Source organism: Exiguobacterium sp. 8A (assembly GCF_902506275.1).
Lineage (GTDB): Bacteria > Bacillota > Bacilli > Exiguobacteriales > Exiguobacteriaceae > Exiguobacterium > Exiguobacterium profundum.
This window is the reverse complement of record NZ_LR733630.1, coordinates 1,775,812-1,797,206: the sequence shown is the minus strand read 5'-3', so window position 1 is coordinate 1,797,206 and position 21,395 is coordinate 1,775,812. Positions and strand designations below refer to the sequence as shown.

Annotated in this window: 25 protein-coding genes and 2 pseudogenes; 12 read left to right on the top strand and 15 right to left on the bottom strand. The window is 46.6% G+C overall.

The genetic code is table 11. The features are described 5' to 3' along the window. Position 1: 1 nt before the first annotated feature. Positions 2-1,003, top strand: a complete 1,002-nt coding sequence (locus tag GVY42_RS09210; RefSeq protein WP_012727477.1) for an ABC transporter permease — start codon at positions 2-4, stop codon at positions 1,001-1,003. 14 nt (positions 1,004-1,017) lie between these two features. Here GVY42_RS09210 and GVY42_RS09205 read toward each other — a convergent pair. After that, a pseudogene (locus tag GVY42_RS09205) lies at positions 1,018-1,433 on the bottom strand (GNAT family N-acetyltransferase). Positions 1,434-1,508: 75 nt separating this feature from the next. Between GVY42_RS09205 and GVY42_RS09200 the strand changes: the two are divergent. Beyond that, positions 1,509-1,889 carry a VOC family protein gene (locus GVY42_RS09200; protein ID WP_159563035.1) on the top strand — a complete coding sequence of 127 codons (381 nt, stop codon included), beginning with the start codon at positions 1,509-1,511 and terminating at the stop codon, positions 1,887-1,889. Between the two features lie 28 nt (positions 1,890-1,917). On the opposite strand, the gene GVY42_RS09195 is transcribed toward GVY42_RS09200, so the two are convergent. After that, on the bottom strand, positions 1,918-2,226 hold the full coding sequence (locus GVY42_RS09195; RefSeq protein ID WP_078147739.1) for a helix-turn-helix domain-containing protein: 309 nt from the start codon (positions 2,224-2,226) through the stop codon (positions 1,918-1,920). Positions 2,227-2,344: 118 nt separating this feature from the next. Between GVY42_RS09195 and GVY42_RS09190 the strand changes: the two genes are divergently transcribed. Genes GVY42_RS09190 through GVY42_RS09180 form a run of 3 tightly spaced genes read left to right on the top strand, consistent with a single transcriptional unit; the run spans position 2,345 to position 4,939 of the window. Next, a complete protein-coding gene (locus tag GVY42_RS09190) occupies positions 2,345-2,836 on the top strand; it encodes a lactoylglutathione lyase family protein (RefSeq protein ID WP_074035577.1) in 492 nt (163 codons plus the stop codon). Positions 2,837-2,838: 2 nt separating this feature from the next. Beyond that, complete coding sequence (locus GVY42_RS09185) at positions 2,839-3,819, top strand: zinc-binding dehydrogenase (RefSeq protein ID WP_031422092.1); 981 nt, start codon at positions 2,839-2,841, stop codon at positions 3,817-3,819. Positions 3,820-3,874: 55 nt separating this feature from the next. Next, positions 3,875-4,939, top strand: a complete 1,065-nt coding sequence (locus GVY42_RS09180; RefSeq protein WP_159563034.1) for a low specificity L-threonine aldolase — start codon at positions 3,875-3,877, stop codon at positions 4,937-4,939. A 71-nt stretch (positions 4,940-5,010) separates the two neighbouring features. Here GVY42_RS09180 and GVY42_RS16570 read toward each other — a convergent pair. Continuing rightward, positions 5,011-5,236 (bottom strand): annotated as a pseudogene (locus GVY42_RS16570) (IS3 family transposase); the annotation flags it as partial. A gap of 168 nt (positions 5,237-5,404) precedes the next feature. Here GVY42_RS16570 and GVY42_RS09175 point away from each other — a divergent pair. The 3 genes from GVY42_RS09175 (at position 5,405) to GVY42_RS09165 (ending at position 7,603) form a co-directional block, all read left to right on the top strand. After that, the gene (locus tag GVY42_RS09175; protein WP_159563033.1) at positions 5,405-5,683 is read left to right on the top strand and encodes a hypothetical protein; all 279 of its coding nucleotides are present in this window, start codon (positions 5,405-5,407) and stop codon (positions 5,681-5,683) included. Between the two features lie 8 nt (positions 5,684-5,691). Then, the gene (locus GVY42_RS09170; RefSeq protein ID WP_159563032.1) at positions 5,692-6,288 is read left to right on the top strand and encodes a hypothetical protein; all 597 of its coding nucleotides are present in this window, start codon (positions 5,692-5,694) and stop codon (positions 6,286-6,288) included. A 1,066-nt stretch (positions 6,289-7,354) separates the two neighbouring features. Then, positions 7,355-7,603: a YidH family protein gene (locus tag GVY42_RS09165; RefSeq protein WP_236548954.1), complete on the top strand. Its 249-nt coding sequence runs from the start codon at positions 7,355-7,357 to the stop codon at positions 7,601-7,603. Positions 7,604-7,771: 168 nt separating this feature from the next. Here GVY42_RS09165 and GVY42_RS09160 read toward each other — a convergent pair whose 3' ends face one another. From GVY42_RS09160 to GVY42_RS09135, 6 genes are all read right to left on the bottom strand, one after another. Then, on the bottom strand, positions 7,772-8,272 hold the full coding sequence (locus GVY42_RS09160) for an SRPBCC domain-containing protein (protein WP_159563031.1): 501 nt from the start codon (positions 8,270-8,272) through the stop codon (positions 7,772-7,774). Continuing rightward, positions 8,269-8,601, bottom strand: coding sequence for a helix-turn-helix transcriptional regulator (locus GVY42_RS09155; protein ID WP_159563030.1), 333 nt, complete (start codon positions 8,599-8,601; stop codon positions 8,269-8,271). The genes GVY42_RS09160 and GVY42_RS09155 overlap by 4 nt, the downstream gene beginning before the upstream one ends. Before the next feature lie 62 nt (positions 8,602-8,663). Next, entirely contained in the window at positions 8,664-10,955 is a 2,292-nt protein-coding gene (gene gshAB / locus GVY42_RS09150; protein WP_159563029.1) for a bifunctional glutamate--cysteine ligase GshA/glutathione synthetase GshB, read from the bottom strand. Further along, positions 10,939-12,267 (bottom strand): MATE family efflux transporter, encoded by a 1,329-nt coding sequence (locus GVY42_RS09145; protein ID WP_159563028.1) that lies wholly within the window; start codon positions 12,265-12,267, stop codon positions 10,939-10,941. Before GVY42_RS09145 ends, gshAB begins: the two co-directional genes overlap by 17 nt. A gap of 130 nt (positions 12,268-12,397) precedes the next feature. Next, positions 12,398-12,865, bottom strand: coding sequence for a hypothetical protein (locus tag GVY42_RS09140; RefSeq protein ID WP_159563027.1), 468 nt, complete (start codon positions 12,863-12,865; stop codon positions 12,398-12,400). Further along, positions 12,862-13,071: a helix-turn-helix transcriptional regulator gene (locus GVY42_RS09135; protein WP_012727465.1), complete on the bottom strand. Its 210-nt coding sequence runs from the start codon at positions 13,069-13,071 to the stop codon at positions 12,862-12,864. Before GVY42_RS09135 ends, GVY42_RS09140 begins: the two co-directional genes overlap by 4 nt. A gap of 119 nt (positions 13,072-13,190) precedes the next feature. Here GVY42_RS09135 and GVY42_RS09130 point away from each other — a divergent pair, with 119 nt between their 5' ends. Then, positions 13,191-14,123 (top strand): ring-cleaving dioxygenase, encoded by a 933-nt coding sequence (locus GVY42_RS09130; protein ID WP_031422105.1) that lies wholly within the window; start codon positions 13,191-13,193, stop codon positions 14,121-14,123. A gap of 22 nt (positions 14,124-14,145) precedes the next feature. On the opposite strand, the gene GVY42_RS09125 is transcribed toward GVY42_RS09130, so the two are convergent. After that, positions 14,146-14,586 (bottom strand): Rrf2 family transcriptional regulator, encoded by a 441-nt coding sequence (locus tag GVY42_RS09125; protein ID WP_012727463.1) that lies wholly within the window; start codon positions 14,584-14,586, stop codon positions 14,146-14,148. 186 nt (positions 14,587-14,772) lie between these two features. Here GVY42_RS09125 and GVY42_RS09120 point away from each other — a divergent pair, with 186 nt between their 5' ends. After that, positions 14,773-15,873 (top strand): globin domain-containing protein, encoded by a 1,101-nt coding sequence (locus tag GVY42_RS09120; protein WP_012727462.1) that lies wholly within the window; start codon positions 14,773-14,775, stop codon positions 15,871-15,873. Positions 15,874-15,914: 41 nt separating this feature from the next. On the opposite strand, the gene GVY42_RS09115 is transcribed toward GVY42_RS09120, so the two are convergent. From GVY42_RS09115 to GVY42_RS09095, 5 genes are all read right to left on the bottom strand, one after another. Continuing rightward, positions 15,915-16,472, bottom strand: a complete 558-nt coding sequence (locus tag GVY42_RS09115) for a hypothetical protein (RefSeq protein WP_031422108.1) — start codon at positions 16,470-16,472, stop codon at positions 15,915-15,917. Between the two features lie 69 nt (positions 16,473-16,541). Then, a complete protein-coding gene (locus tag GVY42_RS09110) occupies positions 16,542-16,955 on the bottom strand; it encodes a DUF350 domain-containing protein (RefSeq protein WP_012727460.1) in 414 nt (137 codons plus the stop codon). Beyond that, positions 16,952-18,181: a glutathionylspermidine synthase family protein gene (locus GVY42_RS09105; protein ID WP_074035591.1), complete on the bottom strand. Its 1,230-nt coding sequence runs from the start codon at positions 18,179-18,181 to the stop codon at positions 16,952-16,954. Before GVY42_RS09105 ends, GVY42_RS09110 begins: the two co-directional genes overlap by 4 nt. Next, positions 18,178-18,546 (bottom strand): hypothetical protein, encoded by a 369-nt coding sequence (locus tag GVY42_RS09100; protein WP_012727458.1) that lies wholly within the window; start codon positions 18,544-18,546, stop codon positions 18,178-18,180. The genes GVY42_RS09105 and GVY42_RS09100 overlap by 4 nt, the downstream gene beginning before the upstream one ends. After that, positions 18,543-19,001 (bottom strand): hypothetical protein, encoded by a 459-nt coding sequence (locus tag GVY42_RS09095; protein WP_012727457.1) that lies wholly within the window; start codon positions 18,999-19,001, stop codon positions 18,543-18,545. Before GVY42_RS09095 ends, GVY42_RS09100 begins: the two co-directional genes overlap by 4 nt. A gap of 106 nt (positions 19,002-19,107) precedes the next feature. Between GVY42_RS09095 and GVY42_RS09090 the strand changes: the two genes are divergently transcribed. Continuing rightward, positions 19,108-20,127: a potassium channel family protein gene (locus GVY42_RS09090; RefSeq protein ID WP_031422116.1), complete on the top strand. Its 1,020-nt coding sequence runs from the start codon at positions 19,108-19,110 to the stop codon at positions 20,125-20,127. Positions 20,128-20,138: 11 nt separating this feature from the next. Continuing rightward, a complete protein-coding gene (locus tag GVY42_RS09085) occupies positions 20,139-21,266 on the top strand; it encodes a YfbR-like 5'-deoxynucleotidase (protein WP_159563026.1) in 1,128 nt (375 codons plus the stop codon). The last annotated feature ends 129 nt before the right edge of the window (positions 21,267-21,395 follow it).

The following is a 21,395-nucleotide window of genomic DNA, read 5'->3' as shown; positions in this document are numbered from 1 at the left end:
GATGGCACAATTGGTGGTCAAGGAACGAAAACGAATCAGCGGTCATATCGGTCAGTATGGGACGTTACTCGCAATCCTTGGTTTGATTGCGGTCTTTACCGTGACGAACGATCAATTTCTGACGTATGCAAATTTTAGTGACATCATCAAATCGGTTTCAATCGTGTCGTTACTTGCCCTTGGCGTCACATTCTCGCTCATCGTAGGAGGATTTGACTTATCAGTCGGATCGACGGCGAGTCTTGCGACAATCGGGGCGGCAGCAAGCCTCGTCCTTCATCGGCAAGAACTACTCGTCGCTCTGCTGATCCCACTTGCACTCGGGATTCTCGTCGGGCTGTTAAATGCGCTCGTCACAATCAAGTTTCGGTTGCCGGATTTACTAGCGACACTCGCCATCATGTACGTCATTAACGGGATTCAATTGACGTATACGAAAGGATTCTCGATTTATGACAACATGCCGATTGAAGGGGGGACGGCGCCAGGACGTTTCATCCCGTCGTTTCTATTCATCGGTCAAGGGACAATCGGTCCGATTCCGTTCGTCGCCCTACTCATGCTGGTATTCTTTATCGGAGCGCATCTGTTCTTGACTTATACGCGGACTGGGCGTGAGTTTTATTACGTCGGATCGAACGCCGAAGCGGCCCGTCGTTCTGGGATTGCCGTGAATCGCATTAAACTTTATGCCTACGTGCTCAGTGGGTTGTTTGCGGCCATCGGTGGGATCATTCTTGCATCTCGGATTGGGACTGGTCAGGTCTCGGCTGGGGCACCCCTCTTGATGGATGCCGTCGCGGCTGCTTACATTGGTTATGCTGTCTTCGGAACAGGGCGTCCGAACGTCATCGGAACATTGATTGGAGCTATTTTGATTGGGATTCTTCTAAACGGACTGACGATGTGGGATGTCCCGTATTATGCGCAAGACATCGTCAAAGGGACGATTCTCATCGGAGCGCTCGGTCTCTCATATATTCAAAAGAAGCAGCGGACATAACGAAACCCCGGACATCAGTTGTTCGGGGTTTTGCTGTGTTCATGTGTCATCGAAAGAAAAGGATACACTCCACCGTTCGTCTCCTGCATAAATATTTCCTGTGAGGTGAAACCGAGCGATTCATATAAACGGATCGCTCGCTTGTTGAACGTGGCGACAGTAAGACACACATTGCAAGTCCCATATGTCGCATGCCAAGACCGATGGTAACAGTTCCTGGTGATTCGAATTGTAACGTGACAAAGCCGATCATCTCATTCGTTTCAAGGACGGCGAACGTCGTGTCGCCCCGTTCATCTGCATCTAAAAATGAGGCGAGGTCTTCCTCGTCGGCGTCCATATTGTAAAACGCGTAGTCGCCTTCATAGCGCCACTCAAAGGCGATACGTTCGGCTTGCTCTTGGGTGAGTGGTTGAAACGTATAATTCATTGAAATTCCTCGTCTCTGATGGAAGTGGTCGTGCTACACTCAAATCGTATCATGAAAATAAAGGGAGGGGACAAGATGGCAGTCAAGTTGGATATGATCGGCATCGTCGTGAAGGATATGAAGCGCTCACTCGATTTTTATCGTGCGCTCGGGTTTGAGATTCCGGAAGCGATGAATGGAGAAGCGCATGTGGAAATCGATGAGGGGGGCGTGCGTCTCGCGTTCGATACGGTGGAAGTGGCCGAATCGGTGTACGGGGAATGGAAACAGGCAGAAGGACATCGGATTGAGCTTGCCTTCTTATGTGAAAGTCGAGAGTCGCTGAATACTTTGTATGATTCAGTCCTTGAACAAGGTTATGCGTCACACAAAGCACCGTGGGATGCGTTCTGGGGTCAACGTTACGCCATCCTGTACGATGCGGATGGGAATTTGATTAGTCTGTTCGCCTCATAAAAATAATCCCGGGCCATGTGGCTCGGGATTATTTTTTGTCGTGGCACTCTCCCCATGAACAAAGGGCATTCATAGCGGGTTGCAGTCCGAGGGCGTCTTCGGTCAATGAATATTCGACGTGCAGGTGCTTCTCGGTCGAGTAGTCGACACGGCGAACCATGCCGAGCTGCTCGAGCTCGCGCAATTGGTCGGTCAACACTTTTCGGCTGACGTCCGGAATCGCTCGTTGAATATCAGAAAAACGAAGCGGTCCATCTTGAAGCGTGCAGTACACTTGGGGGCGCCATTTGCCGCCGATAATCTCAAGTGCGCGGTTGACGGGGAACGATGTGGTCATGTTCAAGGAACCTCACTTTCGGGTAGTTACTTCAATGTGCGTACTTTTTTTCTTGCTTCAATGACAGTATCTTATCGTTATCCGCTAAATTGAGCAAACAAAAAGGAGTAGATGAAACATGACATATCCAAGAACGTTTTCACACATCGGTCTTTCTGTACCGAGCGTCGCTGAGGCCGTAAAATTTTATGAGGACGTGATGGGGTGGTATACGATTATGACACCATCAGACGTCGTCGAGGATGATTCGCCAATCGGTGTGATGTGTACCGACGTCTTCGGACCGGGCTGGGGCAAATTCCGAATCGCTCATATGTCAACGGGAGACGGAATCGGGATTGAGTTGTTCGAATTCCCGAACAACGAAACACCAGAAGACAACTTCGAGTTTTGGAAGACAGGGATCTTCCACTACTGTGTACAAGACCCTGACATCGAAGGGCTCGTCGAGAAGATTGTCGCTCACGGCGGGAGACAACGGATGCCGATTCGTGAATACTACCCAGGTGAAAAACCGTACCGCATGGTGTACTGCGAAGATCCATTCGGCAACCTCGTTGAAATTTATTCACACTCATACGAACTCACGTATTCGGAAGGAGCTTACTAAACATGAAAGCATGGCTACTCGATCAACCTGGTCTTGATCATCTGCATATTGGAGAAATCGACCGACCGACACCAGGAGCGGGAGAACTGTTGATTCGTGTCGAAGCGGTCGCCTTGAATCCGGTCGATTATAAAGTCGGATCAAACGGAAACCCGAATTGGTCATATCCACACATTCTCGGTGTCGACCTCGTCGGAGAAGTCGTTGAGGTCGGTTCGAGTATCGCCAACATCATTACGGGTTCGCGTGTGGCTGTTCATACGGATCTTTCGAAATATGGGGGATTCGCCGAGTATACGGTCGTCGATGCCCGGGCGTGTGCGGTCGTTCCGCAAGGTGTAAGCGATGAGGCGGCGGCTTCTATCCTGTGTGCGGGGATGACAGCATATGAAGCGGTCATGCAGAAGCTGAACACGCGAGATAAGGAGACGATTCTCGTACACGCAGGAGCGGGCGGTGTCGGTGGATTTGCGATTCAGCTCGCAAAACGGCTCGGTCTGAAGGTATTCACGACGGCATCTCCTGAGAACGTTGAGTGGGTAGAATCACTCGGGGCGGACGTGGTGATTGATTATAACGTCGAGGACGTGACGGCACGGATCATGGAAGAAACAGATGGACGTGGTGTCGACCTGATTTTGAATACAGTCGGACGAGACGTTGCGACAGCAGACCTAGATCGTCTCGCATTCAGCGGACACCTCGCCTACATCGCCGGGCCACCAGACATGACGAACATGAAAGGCTTCACGTTATCTCCTTCGATTCACGAAGTAGCACTCGGGGCGGCGCATGCGAGCGAGGACGAACATGCGATTCGCAACTTGGCGTATATGGCCGAAGAGATGATGAACTTGCTCGATGCAGGTGAACTGAACGATCTCGTCACAGAAGTGTTGTCGTTCGACCAATTGAAAGAAGGTCTCGAAAAACTACAAACGCGAAAAGTGCGCGGTAAACTCATCGTCCGCATTCGCGACTGAAGAGAGGACTCCCTGTTATACTGACAGGGAGCTTATTTGTCGAGGAGGGGAAAGAATGGAGCGATTGGCAGACACGTATCGTCAGACGAACGTTCAATTGAGCGGTCACGGCAAACGGGAAGCCGGGGTATTGAAACGCGTATTTGAACAGGTGCGTGAAGATGAGCCGAGTGACCAGTATGGACAGGGGAAAACGATTCGACAGTTCGAAGAGAAGATGGCACAGGTTCTTGGGAAAGAGTCGGCAGTTTTCTTTCCGAGCGGTACGATGGCACAGCAGATTGCGCTACGCATTTGGTGTGATGAGACAGGGGAGAAAAAGGTCGCATATCACCCGCTGTGCCACCTTGAAATTCATGAGCAGGATGGTTTAAAAGAGTTGCATCACATCGAACCGATTTTAGTGGGGGACGAAAACCGATTGATGACGCTCGAAGAGATTCAAGCGTTACCGGACATCGCGTGTCTGTTGCTCGAACTGCCACAACGAGAAATCGGTGGGGAATTGCCGACGTTCGAGGAACTTGTGGCAATTCATGAACACTGTCGTGAGAAAGCGATTCATCTACATCTGGATGGTGCACGACTGTTCGAATCGCTTCCGTATTATGAAAAAGAGGCATCTGAGATTTGTGCGCTCTTTGATAGCGTATACGTCTCGTTTTATAAAGGAATCGGTGGCATTGCCGGTGCCATCCTTGCTGGACCGAAGGCATTTTGTGACACGTCGAAAGTATGGAAGCGACGCTACGGTGGTGACTTGATCAGCTTATATCCATACATCCTGTCCGCGGATTATTATTATGAGCTACGAAAAGACAAGATGGCCGAGTATCGAAACGAGGCCGTCCGCTTGGCAGCGCGCTTCAATGAACTCGATGGCGTGTGGACGACTCCACGCATCCCCGTCACGAATATGTTCCATCTTCATTTTCAATGGGAGAAGGAAGAGCTTGGTGAGAAAATTGCGCGCATCCAAGAAGAAACAGGAGTAGGCATTACGGGGTATCTTGTTGAAAAAGATGGGTACTGTTCCACAGAAATCAGTATCGGGGATATTTATGGCGAGATGACTCTCAATCAACTCGATGATCTTTTCAAACAATTCTATACAAGATAAGTGAGGAAACTTAGAGGGACATTGAACTGAACCCTGTTTTACGGACAGTTTAGTAAAAAGTGTCTCGAATTCTATGCGGCGATCAGATGGCCCCGATATTGTTCCGAGGTCATCTTTTTAGATTCCATTGCTTGCTTTCGCTGTTGTAATAGTTGACATGGTCTTTCAGGTTTTCAAAGAAGGACTCGATTGGCGCTTTGTCCCAAGGCGTGATATGGGCTGGGCCAATCCCAGCCCGCGAACCCGTGAGTGATAGGCGGGATGGGTGTAGTGGAACCCTTGGTCCGAATGAATCACCAAACTTATAAGTGGGCAAAACGTGAAGGATCGGCGTATTGGAAGGATGAAGAGAATAAAATAGCCTTAAGATTAACATTTAACTATTTCAAAAAAATGTTATAGGTAGGTTTTTTATAATCCATCATTTTATACTTTTTGTAATAATATAACGATGGAGGTATTTGGATGTTAAAAAAAGGGGTTTTATTTTTAACGATAGCTTTATTAGTAAGTAATCTAAGTTTAGGAATTCCAAACGATGTGTATGCCAATGAAATTCTTCCAAAAAACATTTCAGATGAGACTATTGATGTAGAGGTCACGTTTACTGATTCCGAAATCAAAGCAATATCTCTCGAACGTGAAGAAATCATTACAGATATTACAAAACAAGTACAAACGAATCATACATCACTCGACGAAGTAGTAGCGGAGAGTTTAAAAAGACTCAACAACACACCTTAATAGAAGGTTTGAATGAAGAACTTGAAATGATTAATCTTCCAACTTCGAATGTCACTCTTGACACAAACCTTGATACGGAAACTTATGAAATAAACGATAACTTATCTGTAACTTTTGATGATAATTTTATTATTGTAGATGAATGGAATGAATCAGATGAAATAGAATCCGAAGAAGACGTTGAACCTAACTTCTTCTCGTTCATCCAAAACATATTTTCTAGTCCAGTCCAAGCAGCAGGAACAAGCAAGATTAAAAATGCTTCCAATAGCCGCAGCATCTACGACGCAAGAGCTACTAGTTGGAAATTAGTCACAGCATATATTAGTGCTGAGTTCACTTATAATGGAACTACAGTCACCGCAAGAAGAACTGGGAGCTATATGAAGACTGAAAATGGAGGAGGGGTTCTTATCGACATAGTCGATAAGAAGAGTGAAGTCCAAAAACCAAGCAGTTCGAGAAGAGTCGCATACCAAGAAAGGACAGCAATTATGGGGCTCACTGTTAAAGGACACGGTCTCAGACTCCAAGAACGATATCTACGTGTTAACGTAGAGTGTAATGCAAAAGGAATGATTAAAAAAGATTCTATTTTAAAATAATCTGGAGGCATGACATGAACTTTCTTGATTTTGCAGTATTTTTATTACTCTTTATTTCATTCGCAATCTTTATGATTGTTAAATTATTAAAAAAACCAAAGTAAAATACAAAATTGTAATCTTAAATCAAAATAATATTGATTAACTACTTAATCAATATTATTTTTTCATCGTTAACTAAGATTGACGAATGGTTCTGTTCATATTACTTTGCACTTTAAAAAGCGAAAAATGTGATGAATGGAAAATACTTCTCATCAACTCAATACTGTAACGATTTCAGAAGGTGTATTCTCAATGATAGAGAGTATGCCTTTTAGTTTTAACCATCCAAATAATGAGTTTACTTTTTTCATCAGATTTATTCTTATATTTTCCGAACTTTGCATTCATAAGTACGTGCTCAATCAACGCTAACACTACATGATTTGATTTTCTTTTATTTTGAAGTCCTCGTGAAGTTGAAATCACTATTCTTCAAATAAAAATGCATCAACGAAATAAAGGGTGCGCTGTTTTTTCATGGGACGATGTTCTTCAGACATTTTCCCAGACCAACTGGTCAAACTCTTTTGAATAGTGTATTTGTCGACAGCGTTCCGCACCAACTTACGACTTGACAAGTCTTCTCCTATAACTAGCGCGCGACCACTTGATGCCACGTTTTAATGCGTTCTCGTTCTTTTATTGCCGCGATATCTTTTCGATGTGATGAAGAACCTCATCTTCATTCTTGATAATCCTGAGCATCCCCTATCACTAATTCCGGATACGTCTTCCATTCTTCTGGCATATTTTCTTTGATCGATTGCTTGAGCGTCGTCTCATTAATCCGATAGCAATTCCTACGTGACTCGAACAGTTCTGGCTAAATCGCGCCTTTTCGTAGCTGGTTGTAAAAGGTCTTCTTATGGCTGGTAAGTTTGTTCTTCGATAAGATTTCAAATGCTATTTCAATCGTATACATGAAGATTCCCCATCTATGTTATATGTCGAAAAATAGCGATCCATCTCAGCTATCTGAGGGAATTGAGAGCGCAATTGAAATGGAAGGATGATTGAAAGAATGAAAGTAGAAGTAGAAAAAACAATCGATTCGCAATATATCCAGCAGCACCTAGCAAACGAGCGGACGTTCCTCGCATGGATTCGTACTGCGATTACCGTAATCGGGATTGGTTTCTTAGTGACGAACTTTCATTATTATCGAAGCGAGAATTTGAGTGGTGCAGAACATCAATTGATCTCAGCAATCGGGATGTCATCGATTTTGTTCGGCATCAGTACAATTCTTGTAGAACCCATTCCTATTTGAAAAAAGTGCATACGATCAACACGCAACAATTCAAATCTGCGAAGATGAGTCTCATTGCTTTGGCAATTGGGATGGTCTTCATCTTTTCACTAATCCTCGTCGTGAGCTACTTCTTGTTTTGAACGCAATCAGGCACCGCCTCCATTACGAGGACGGTGCCTGATTGTGTTACTGCGTTACAATCGCTTCGAGACGATCGAGTTGGGAAGTGAACCCTTCGACAGCGCCCATTTCGACGACTTGTTGGAGAGCCTCTTCATTCGGGAATTCGGAGCGACTAATGAATAACGTGCCTTCCGATGTATCGAGAAATTCATTTGTGATCGTCATGACAGGCAAGTCCGGATTGACGTGTCCGTCCGCATCCGAGAATGCATCCGTATAGACGATTCGGGAGTATGGATCGATGTCGATAAAGGTTGATTTGCCCCATGATTCCATACCATAAAAGTCACCTTGTTCTTTGTCGACACAAGTCATGCAATAATGCCAAATCCCCCCCGGTTTGAAGTCGAAGCTGTATACTTTCGTCTCCCATCCGGACGGTCCCCACCATTTCTCTAAATGTGCAGGTGTCGAGAATGCTTCAAATACAAGTTGGCGTGGTGCCTTGAACAGACGTTCCATAATCAATGTCGTGCCCTCTACATGTGATTTAACCGTACTCATGATCCATTCTCCTCTCGCTGTGACTCCGCTAAAAACCTCTCCAATCGATCGAGTCGCTCTGTTTCCCGAGCCATATAGGTCCGCCAAGCATCTAACGGTTCGAGTGCTTGAGACTTGAGTGCATAACGTCTTCGATTGGCATCAATGGTTACTGTGACGAGACCTGCATCATACAGAATTCGCAAGTGCTTCGATGTCTGCGGTTGACTGATCCCAAGTTGATTTGCCATCATTACGACCGTCCACTCTTGTTTCCGTAACAATTCGATCATCCGCAACCGGTTCGGGTCGGCTAACGCTTGAAACAAAGAAGCCAATCTCTCTTCCATTTTTCGTCACCGTCCTCTTATTTTGAATATTCCCAATTAGGAATATTCCGAAACAGGAATATTCAATATTTAAACAATAAATCAAGTAGCATCTCACCAATCGGTCGTTCTTTTCCTTCATAAGGAAAAGCGTGGATATGGATGGCGGGATTAAAATTCAATTCGATCATACCGTATTCGATTTGCGCATCATCGAGAGAGGGAATCATCATATCGACACCACAGATGGTTGCCCCGACTGACTTAGCGGCATCGACAGCAATACGCTTATAGATGTCAGAAATTTGATCCGTATAGTCGATACTATCTCCGCCGGTACTGATATTAGAGTTTTCGCGTAAGAAGACACGCTCATCGAGAGCGGGAATACTATCGGGTGTCTTGCCTTGAGCACGTAAAAATGAGATGACGACCTCGTCGATTTCGATTTTCTCGAGCGGTGTCTTGTATCCTTTTCCGCGTAACGGGTCTTCATTTTTTGTCGCAACGAGTTGACGGATAGAAGAGGTGCCATCTCCAGTGACGTTCGCCGGGACACGATGGAGGATGCCCGCGACATCATCCCCGATGACGAGGAAGCGATATTCTTTTCCGGGTAAGAATGTCTCAAGTAAAACGACATCATCAAACGCTTTCGCATACTGAAATGCAGACAGTGCTTCCTCATACGTCGCTCCGTCTTTAAAAATGTGAATACCGACTCCGAAGTTTGTAGACTTCGGCTTTAAGACGATGGGTTGTTTTGAAAATGAATGCCATGCCTGAGATAAATCCGATTCCTCTTGAAGTTCTACCCCTTCAGGGACACGAATGCCATGCTCTGCGAGTACAAACTTTGTCACCGTTTTATTCTCCATCATTAAGACGGAAACATAATTGTCTTTTGATGTTTTCGTTGCCTGTTTGACGTATTCTTCGTGTTTGCCGTTTCGAATCCGAATGAACTGGTCAGAACGATCGATGACATCGACACGATAACCACGTTTAATTGCGGATTTCATTAAGATTTGAGTAGACAGTTCCAGGTCGGCATAACCGTGAATGCGAAAACGATTTGCATAGGCGTCCTCATAAAAGTGTTCTGCTTGGGCGAGGGACCATGCGTGATAACCTGTCTCGATCATAATCGTCTTTAATCGGGAAGCGTACGTCCGGTCCACGTGATCAATTTTTTCGCGTATAGCGGGAAAGACATCTTCGAAGCCGAGGTCATAGTGTGTGTTGAACGAATCGATGGCGTCGAGAAGTTCTGTCGCGTACGTGTGTAAAGGTATGGCGTAACCATCTCGAGTCAATATGCTTGCGGGAGACATGCCTTCTTTGGCGACACGTTGTTGATTATTGTACGCTTCAGCTTGCCAATCGACATGAGATGTCTCCTCAGTAAAGGTCAAGTACAACAAAAACAGATGAAGGAACCGTAAATCTGAACGAGCAATTCCGGTCTTTTCAAACGGATTCAAATCGATATTGCGAATTTCAATGTAATCGATACCGTGTGCCTCGAGTTGATTTAAGTCGTTACCACCTTTCGATGTTTTCAATCGGATGGGGGAGTAGAGTTCGTTCGGATTGGCAATCTCGCCTTTGGCAATGAACCATCTTACATCATCTATATAACTAGAGAGTGTCGCATAATTTGGATAAAGTGGTTCAACATTCGTATACCCACAGTCGCTATTCCGATAGGACAATGCTTGTTTATTTGAAAAAGTGTCTACATGGAGCGCTTGCATCTGACTGACACATCGTTCTTCATAACTCACATGAACGGCTGGTGTAGCACCGAGCAAATAGACGATGAGCCAACGCATTCGTAAATATTGACGAACTAACTTCAAATATAGGTGATCTTTGAAGTGTCGATATTGTTCAGGGGATCCTTCGTATAATGCGGATAACATCTCATCGGAAAATGAAAAGTTGAAATGGATTCCAGAAATGAGTTGTTTTTTCGCACCATATTTTTGGAGCAGATGCTCACGATAACGGCTAGCCTCTATTCCGGACACACCAAAATCAGCGAGTGGAATCGTACCACCTTCCGGCAAGGCACATGGCATCGATTGTGGCCAAAGGCGTTCATCGCCTATGTTGAGCGCCGTAATATCGTAAAGCGTTTCTAAGAAATGATGTGCCGCCTCAATCGTCGGAAACGTCGGGGTGACAAGCTCAATTTGACTTTCAGAAAAGTCGGTCGTGATATATGGATGTGTCGCTTTATGACCGAGTGCTTTTGGATGCTTCGTAACAGCTAGTGTGCCTTCTGACGTGACTCGTAACATTTCTCGCTCGATGGCAAATTTTCCACTTGTGATGAGATGGTGGGGTAGTTGATTAAACTGCTTCTGCAAGGGAAATCACTTCCTTTTTCGTTAGTCGGACAAAGAGGGCAGAGACAAGCCCTTTTGTGATACTTGAGATGGCGATACTCCACCAGATGGCATCGATTCCGAGATAAGGCTCAAGAAAAAATGCGAGCGGGATACGGGCCACTGTGAAAATAATCGAGATGGTCGCGGGGATTTTCGGTAATCCGAGTCCTGAGAAGTATCCGTTTCCGATCATTTCAATCGATGAGAAGACGAGCGAAATGCCGATAATTCGCAAGTAGCTCGCCCCAATTTCGATGGTTCGAACGTCATCGACGAATAGACCAATGAGTAAATCTGGGACGAATAAAAAGAACAACATAATGAATCCTGTGTAAACCATCCCGAGTCGGGTCGTTACCCGGTAACCTTCATAAACACGATCTACTTTTCGTGCCCCGAGGTTTTGACCGGTATAGCTAGCCATTGCTCCGTTCAAGCCACCAATCATCATGTAGGCAATCGATTCGATTTGAAGTCCGATGCGCTGTGCCGCAATCGCTTCCGTCCCGTATGAGCCAATCATGCGGGCAAGAAAAATACTGATTACCGTGAACAAAATCCGTTGGGTTGCCATCGGAAAACCAAGACGGATGATTTCTTTATAGTCAGCTCGAGTCGGCTGAACGACTTCATCCCAATTGAATAATGTACGAGCGCGGTGCCAAAACAATCCGAACATCATGACGTTGGCGACAAGTGTTGCAAGGGCAGCCCCGATCACACCGAGTTGGAATGGATAAATGAAAATCGGGGAGAGAATCATATTGAGGATGACACCTGTCGCATTGATTCGCATCGCTGTTGTCGTATTGCCATATGCACTGAATAGACGAGCAAACAGCAAATTAAAGAAAGAAAAGATGAGCATCGGCGCGCTGACGAACAAATATTCATACGCAAGCTGCTCCACAGCGGGGGCACCCATATTCAAAAAGCCGATGAATGTATGACCGAACATAATTAGTAGTGAGGCGTACGAAAGACCGAGTGTTAGATTCAGACGCCTGCTGGCCCGGACATAGCGCTGAACCGAATTGAGGTCACGTCTCCCGACAGCTTGTGATACTTTGATGCCGGCGCCAACGACAATCAACGATTGAATCGCCTGTCCGAGCATGATATAAAAACTAGCTGCACCGATACTTGCCACAGCATCGCTCCCGAGCGCACCGACCCAAAACATGTCGACGAGACTATACGTAAATTGTAATAACGAGCTACCGACGAGCGGAAGGGCAAGAGCCAGAATGACGCGTTGCACGTTTCCAATCGTCAAATCGACGGTTTTCACAAAGCAAGACTCCTTACATTCTTTATATAACCATTTAGTTATATATAAGCACGGTGTAATAGAATTGGCAATCATGATAGCCGAATCGATGAAAAATGGACACAAAAAAAAGGAATTCGTGATGAATTCCTTAATGTCGATAGCCGCGAATCCAGGTCGTCATATAAACGAGTGTCGCGATGATCAATGTAGAAGCAAGGGCGTATATTGGATAGGCAGGGAGCGTCTCTTCAAATAACGGATAGAACATGAACGATCCCATAAGGATTGGGACTGAAATGCCGAACGAGACGTAGGCAGCTTTTGTCGCTTTCGCTGTGATGATTTGTTCACGCTCATCGACCTCACTGAACTCTGTCATCCGGACGGACCATTGGGCAAAGCTCAACTGTTTATTCGGCCGGGTGTTAAACGAATAGACTGTCCAAATGATGCCAAAAACAACGAGTAAAAGTAGTGGAAGTAGATTAAATTCAACTAAGAATCGGTCAGACTCGATGACTGTTTTCGACATATCAGATAAAAACGAACTGAATAGAAAAGCCATCAGGACATACAGGATGATACTTGAAATAGATTGAATGACGACATGTTTCATTGTGATTCCTCCTCGATTGTGAATATAGATTCGACCGGTTCCTCAAACACCCTTGCGATGTGCATCGCCAACATGAGCGACGGCGTGTAGCTGCCTTTCTCGAGCGAGATGATCGTCTGTCTCGTCACACCAACTTTTTCGGCCAGGTCACCTTGGGTTAACTGGTGCCGGGCACGCAGTTCTTTCACGCGGTTGATCAATGGCATCGTGCCACCTCATTTCTAGTTTCTACCACTAGTGTAAAACAAACTTTACATAATGTAAAGAGGACTTTACTCATTTGGGGATGATACAATAACGATATAGTCGAAAGGGGAGATGAGGGATGAAGGTGATTAGTGGACAACATCACGTGTCAGCGATGACCGGGGATGCTAAGAAGAACTTGCGATTCTACACGGAAATACTAGGGATGCGGCTCGTCAAAAAGACGGTTAACCAGGATGACCCATCGATGTATCACTTGTTCTATGCAGACGAGACGGGTACGCCTGGAACCGATTTGACGTTCTTTGAGTTACCGTTTCTCGGACAGACGTATCGAGGGTCAAGCAGTATTTCTCGGACAGCACTCAGGGTGCCGGATGGAGCGCTCGCGTACTGGCAGGAGCGTTTTGACGCGTTCGATGTATCTTACGGAGAAATCGAGTTGGTTTTAGGAAGGGCGACCCTTTCGTTCGAAGATCATGAGGGTCAACGTCTCTGTCTTGTAGAAGGAGGGAGCGGGACACCTTGGAGCAAAGGTCCAGTGCCAACGGACCTCGGCATCTTCGGTCTCGGATTCAGTGAGTGGACGGTACGGCGGATTGACAAGACGGCACGGGTGCTGACAGAAGTGCTTGGCTATCGATATGTAACGACATTTGAACGGGATGGACATGACGTGCGTGTCTTTGAGACGGGCGAGGGTGGTGTGGCAACAGAGATTCATCTCGTCGATCGGCCGGATTTGCCATCGGAACGACCAGGGCGAGGGAGTGTGCATCATGTGGCGATTCGAGTGGAAGAAACAGACGATATGACGAAGTGGATCGAGAAGCTTGACGCACATGGAATCAGCCACTCTGGTCTTATTGACCGTTACTATTTTCAGTCGATTTACTTCCGCGAACCGAGCGGAATCTTAGTGGAACTGGCAACAGATGAACCGGGATTTGCGATGGATGAATCGCTTGAGAGACTCGGAGAGCGATTAGCCTTGCCTCCGTTTCTTGAGTCAAAGCGAGCAGAAATCGAATCAAAACTAAAGTCTTTGTAAGCGGAAAACCCGACGGACCATTTCAGTCCGTCGGGTTTTGTACGCCTAATAACATGGCGAGTTCGTTCGTTCGGTTGACGACGAGATCCGCAATCGTGTAACGATCGAGTACATGAAGAAACGCCAACATGGCTTCATTCAAAACACCTCGTAAATCACAGGCAGGTGCGATGACGCATCGGCCTTCCCCGAAGCATTCCACGAGTTCGAACGGTTCCATCGTCCGAACGACTTCCCCTACATTGATGTCATCCATCGGTCGTGCGAGTCGAAAGCCGCCGCCTCGACCACGCACCGATTCCAAATAACCATGTTTCCCAAGCTCATATACGACCTTCATGACATGGTTTTTGGAGATGTTATATTGGTCTGCCACTTCTTGAATCGTGACGAGCCGATGTGAAAACGTAGCGCTATACATCAACGTTCGCAGTGCGTAGTCACATGTTTGCGTGAGTCTCATCCATCATCACCTCTCGTTTCATTGTACAAGACAATCCAAAAAAGTGCGATTCGAACAAATGTGAAAGGGTGATGGCGAAAATAAGTCAGAAACGTGAAATCTACTTTAAACAAGTATTTAATATATTGCTTTAAAGTGACTTGACTCACATAATGAACGTGTACAAAACAAAAGGGGGAAATTCACATGTTAGATCAACAAACGATTGAGATTGTAAAGGCGACGGCACCAGTTTTGAAAGAAAATGGTGTGACGATCACGAAGCATTTTTATCAACGAATGTTTGAACAAAATCCAGAAGTTCGTCACTTCTTCAACCATACGAACCAAAAGCGAGGACGTCAGCCGGAAGCACTCGCGAACGCGGTCTATGCGGCTGCGCTTCATATCGACCGACTCGAAGCGATTCTTCCTGCCATCCAACCAGCACTTCATAAACATAAAAGTTTGAACATCCGCCCGGAGCATTATCCGATCGTTGGTGAGAACTTGCTTGCGGCGATTCAAGACGTACTCGGTGAAGCTGCAACACCTGACATCATCGATGCATGGGCAAAAGCTTACGGTGTGATTGCCGATGTCTTCATCTCACTCGAGAAAAAAATGTATGATGACGCGCCATGGGTCGGATTCAAACCGTTCGTCATCGAAGAAATCATAGTAGATACACCTGAAGTGAAACGATTCCGTCTCGTCGCGAAAGATGGAGTTATTGGCACAGCCATCCCAGGACAATATGTCTCGGTTCAAGCGCGCATTGCAGGAGAGGACATCCTACATCATCGTCAATATAGTGTCATCGAGACGACAGAAGACGGCTACTGGATTGCGCCGAAAGCGGAGGGACTCGTCTCAAACTGGCTTCATGAGCAGACGGTCGGAACAGAAGTCCCGATGAGCGCACCAGCAGGAGAATTCATCCTTGAAACGTCTGAACGTCCGCTCACACTCATCGCGGGAGGAATCGGGATTACGCCCCTCTTCAACATGGCGAAGACGGCACTCGAACAAGGACGTCCTGTCACGTTATTGCACGCGGTTCGGAGTATGGACCTTCGTCCACTCGGAGACGAACTCGATGAACTCGTGAAGGAAGGGCTTCATCTGCTCACACATGCAGATGACGTATCGGGTTGCATGAATAAGTCACACCTTGAGGAACTTGATGTGGAAGGGCATGATGTTTATACGTGCGGACCGAATGCGATGATGGAAACGGTCGTTCGCGCTATTCCACAGGCACGATATGAATTTTTCGGACCGTCTGGAGTTCTTGCGACCAACTAAAAAAGACGACTGGAAAAAGTCGTCTTGATGCACAATATAGGTTATTCCGTAAGTTTACTTGAATGTATGACTTGTTTGTTGGCATCCAATGTTTCAAGTGACCACGAACCATCTGACGGTTGTGTTGTTTCAATGACATATGTCATGGTGTAGCTTTCAATTTCGGGATCGTTTACAAGAAAATCTTTTGAGACATCGTCACCGTTTAACCGTAAATAGACGACATCTTCCGGTCGCTCTTTAAGGTGAACACCGATGTACTCCATGTCTTCAACTCGAAGGATAACGAAATCAAAAGGCTGATTCGGCTCTGTTTGTTTCGTGACAGACCCTAAGTTCCCTGTTTCGACATCAATCTCAGCTAGACCGATGACGGAGCGGTCTTCATTTGTGTAAAAAGAGAGAACGGACTGTTCCATATTATGAATTTCAAACGTATACCAATTGTTCGTCGTCATATAACGATTCATTTCTTTTTCGGCATTTTCGTATGAGTCACCAGCCTGAATGTTAGTGTAGGTGTAAAGTCCGACACCGACTGCGATGGCTACGATGATGAGACCGGAAACGATTGTGAGTAAGATGATTCGCTTCGACATGATTGTTCCTCCTGACTTTTATAAATACGAACACCCCATGCTTCGCAAATGCGTGCATGGGGTGTTTGATTAGTACGTCAAGCTCGCGGCGACGATGATCCCGACGACGAGTGATGCGGCGAACAAGCTGAAACCGATGGCCATGTTGCCATTCTCGACTTCTTTTTCTAAATTCACGCCTGGTGTAAGGATGTATTCAAACGTCCAGAACGCCAATACTTGGGCGGCGATACCGACGAGTCCCCAGATGAACGCATCGAGCAAGTTGACGCTGTTCGCCCAGACTGTATAAATGACGATGGCGAGTCCTAGTGCTTTCCCCCAAAGTTTCAACGCGACAGCCATGTTGCCTTCTTTGATTAACTTGCGTTCCGAATATTTGGTCGTTAGTGCGAAGATGATGAGTCCCGCGAGAATGAGACCGAATCCTGTCCCGAGGTGGGCCAGGAAGCTTAAGATTGAATCGAGTGTGATGAATGTCATGAGTTCGTCTCCTTTTGTATAGGTGTGCCAACGGCTAAGTAATAAGATTGGTTGTTCGTGATCATGCTGCCGGCGCGGACACCGAGTGCGGATGGGTGTCCGTTCAAGCAAAAACATCCGACCATGTAATGTGTCTCCATACGACCTTTGACGGTTGTCGTCATCCGTGTCGGGAGTTCGATGAACTGTTGGTACACGGCCGTTTCTTCCGCATACGTCTGTAATGTTTCGCGATGAAACGGTTGACCATCTTTCGTATACAAGATGACGGAGTCCCCTTCACGTCCGAATGCCGGCTTTTTGACATAGTCCGATTCACCGAGAAACGGTGTGTCTTCTAAGTAAGTCGGTAAAAAATATGTTCCGATGATGTCGCGCTCGGCTTGATCGAATAGTGTCTCGGTCTCATACAATTCCCAAATCAGCGCCTGTACGCCTTTCGATTGCATGAGAAACGCAGAGAGGGGATTGAGCAGTGACACGTATTTTTGTTGATCGAGTTCAAGTAACCGAATGCCAATTAAGTCTCCGTCTGGAGCCCGGTCGTCCACAAGGTGCTCAATCGGATATGTTTGGCGATATAAGATGTCAATTCGCTCACCCGATGGTGTGTAGACGCCGTCTTCGTCGACGAGTAAAGTGTGCAACGGTACGAATTCAGACGGTACGTCGAGCGTTTCTTGTAAAAATCGTGCCGTCCACTTGTCTTCGATGTTATCATCATGTGCCGTAAAAACGATTTTCGGTGTGCCTTCTCGTTTGAGTCGATTCCACGCGGCGACGATCGCTTTCCGCAGCTCAATTTTCAGTTGGGGGGTGGCTTCCCTGTTCGGGTCGAGTAGACCAAACTCGGAAGCGACCACGCCGTTCACATCAAACAGCTCCTTAATGAAGGTCGGCGTATCTGCATTGAACTCCATCAACTTGAGTTGATCATCTTTCATGATCCAGTCGTAACGACCGATGATCGTCTCCTGCGGTATCGTCTTCTCCCGTAAGAACTGCAGACTCGCCTCAGGGTAACCAAGCAGTCGGAGCGTTTCGTCAGGTAGGGTGCGTAATAATTGATTCGTCTTCCGAAAAATCGAGTCAACCGCCTCGGTTGCCTCTCGGATAGAGGCAACCTGCGAGGCGGTCATCTCAAAACAATCATATAAGGCATATTCTTCATCGTTTAAATCGGGCCAAAAATAAGGGATTTGACTGTAAAGTTCGTCACGCGTCATCCGCCGAATCCACCTTTAGAGCCACTGCCGAGTCCAGATTTTGACGATCCTGAATTTGAGCCGTTCGATACGGCACCGGTCGCACCACCGTTGGCTTTGTACGTCTTATACGACGAAGAGCTCTTCAACGCATTTTTTGAGCGGAACAGGCTACCGAGTAAGAAGTAGCTACCATAGTGCGGAGAGCGGTCGTCGTCACAATAATACGACTCGGTCTCGTCATCCCAGTCCCAATCGTCACATTCGTATCCGGTCGGTTCTTCCGGGAGTGCCGCCTCTTCATATTCATCCCCACCGCACGCGGCAAGGGAAGTGGTCAATACCGCAACGGATAGTCCGCTTAAAATTTTCTTGCTTGTCTTCATGTTGATTCCTCCAATTCATAACCAGTCGGTGTGACGTAGATAACATACACACCACGATCTTCATCTGTTTCTGCTGAATCGCGCTCATATTCTTTACCGGCGACATACAAGTATTGGCTTCCGAGCATGGCGAGTGCATCAAGGTGGCGGTCGACGTAATAGGCTTCGAGTAATGGGTTGTCAAACCGGTCGTCGAGCGTGCGGATTTCGACTTTGATGTCGCTCGTTTCGTGCTTGTCCATCGGTCCCTCTGTATAGCGATCGACATAAATTAAAAAGTATTGATCGCCTTCAAGGGCAGACGAGCGTTGTTTGTAGGTCATGCCGTCTTTGACGAAAAACTCACATTCACGACGAGCTAGCACTTCGTCTAAGCCGAGAGACGTGTAATGGTATAGTGGTTCGAACGATAATTCATTTTTATAGAGACGATACTCTAAGACGATGGAGTTCATAAGTCAGTCCTTCCTTTTTTCTTCTTATACGGAATCACCATCAAAATGGTTTCGTGAATCTTTTTGTGGTTACGTTTAGTATATAAGAGAGAAGGAGGGGGAAACAGTGCATATCTTATTTCGTGTGTGGAAAGGGTTAGCGAAATTATCATTTTTGAATGTCGTCTTAGCTTCGATTGGCATCATTATCTTAGGAACCGTGCTCGGTTATGTTTTAGAACCAGAGACATTCGGATCACTGTTTGATTCGTTCTGGTGGACGATGACGACATTGACGACCGTCGGATACGGGGACTTTTATCCGTCCTCCGTGGCAGGGCGATGGCTCGGGATATTCTTATTCCTATTCGGGATTGGGATTATCGGGGCGTTGATTGGAAAATTGGTTGAAATCGGTGCGACGTTTCAACGGCTAAAACGGGAGGGAAGACTAGTGTATCGTGGAGAAGGACATTATGTGTATATCGGGTGGTCCCCGAAGACGAAGAAAGCAATCGATGAAGTGCTTAACTACGAACCGAAAGCAGAGATCGTATTGATTGATCAGTTAGTTGAGGAACCGTACGTGCACGATCAAGTTCACTTCGTATCAGGCGATGCTTCGGATGAAGCGGTATTGCTGCAAGCAAACGTCTTGAAGGCGCGACGCGTCGCGATTTTTGCGGATGCCCGTATCACGGAGACGTTACTCGCCGATGGGAAGTCGTTATTAATCGCGTCAGCGGTCGAGGCACTCTCTTCTGAGTATCAGGTGGACTTGCACACGGTCGTCGAAGTGTGTGAAGAAAGAAATATCTCGAAATTTAAACACGTCCGCGTCGACGATTTTATTTTAGCGAACGACTCGGTCTCCCTCTTGATGGCAAAAGCGACGTTACAACCTGGAACGACAGCAATTTTCCGTCAGTTGTTGAGCAAACAGTCAGGTGGGAACATTCAAGCGTTGAAACCAAAAGTCGAGTGGCAGAATGTTCGACAAGCAAATACAGCGTTACTTGAATCAGGGGTGACACTCATCGCGGTCAATGACCGCTTGGATGTGGCGACGATGCTCGATTTGCCGCTTCAGGAAACAGACATGTTATATGTCGTCTGTCATGACGATGTATTTGAACGATTATCGTAAGGAGTGAAACCATGCATAACGGAACGTTTATCCGAAAGATGACACGTATGCAAAACGTGCAACGGTGGGATGAATATGCCCCCCATTATCATGATAACGCAGCGAGTCATAGCTTTCGTGTCGCGGTCTTTAGCTTGATCGCGGCTTATGTGGAAAAAGAGAACGGACGTGAAGTCGATTTGCTCGATTTACTCGGGAAAGCCATTTTCCACGACATGAATGAAGTCCAGACGGGCCCGATCATGCACCGGACGAAAAAAGAACCGACCTTGATCGGTCACATCGAGCGTATGGAACGAACAGCGAGTCTCGGTCTTGTCGAGCTGCTGTCGCAATCATTACGTCCTCACTTTCATCGTTTCGTGGTGGAAGCGGAAGATGATTCGTTCGAAGGTCGAATCGTGGACGGAATTGATTCGTTCGATGCGATGTTGTTCGTGCGACGAGAAGTCGCGCACGGCTCTCCGCACTTTGATGACAAGCTAGAAGAGATGAAAGCCGCACTCCGACATCATCCGATTAATTCGGTCCGCTGGCTGTTCGACCAGGTCGAGGCAGAAACGGATGTGTTGCGATTCATCGAGAACGTCATGCGGATGGATAGTGTCCGTCGCTGGAAAGGTCGCTTTAACACGATTGACGACAACGATGCGATTCATGGTTTCCGGGCTGCCGCGCTCGGTATGTTCAGTGGGCTCTTAGAGCGTGAGAAGTACGACGTCGATGTCGATGTCGCCGAACTCGTGGCTCGTCTTCTCTGTCACGATTTAGTTGAAGGGGTGACTGGAGACGTGCTCGGTCCAGTCAAACATTCGACGCAAGAGACGGGGGCTGCGTTTGAGGCATACGAGCGAGCGGAAAGTGAACGTCTGCTTGGACTGTTGCCTGAGTATATGCAACCGGCGTTCCGTCGATATATGGCTGACTCGAAAGACGATACGTATGAGGGAATGCTCGTCGACATGATGGACAAGCTTGATGCGCTCATCAAGATGAACATGGAGCGGAAGATGAACGGGGCCGAGTATGAGGTCACGTATCGCGAGCAGCTCCGTAAAGTCCAGATGCGATATGAGAATCCAAGCATGATTTTCTTCCTGGCGTATATCTTGCATGATTTAGACTATGTCACTAGTTAAAACCGTTTATCTTGAAGTCGCATACCTAAAAGGGTGCGGCTTTTTTTATATCATTTATTGACATATATCATTTAACGATATATATTGAGTATAAGAAATATATCATTCAATGATATAGGAGGTGGAAAG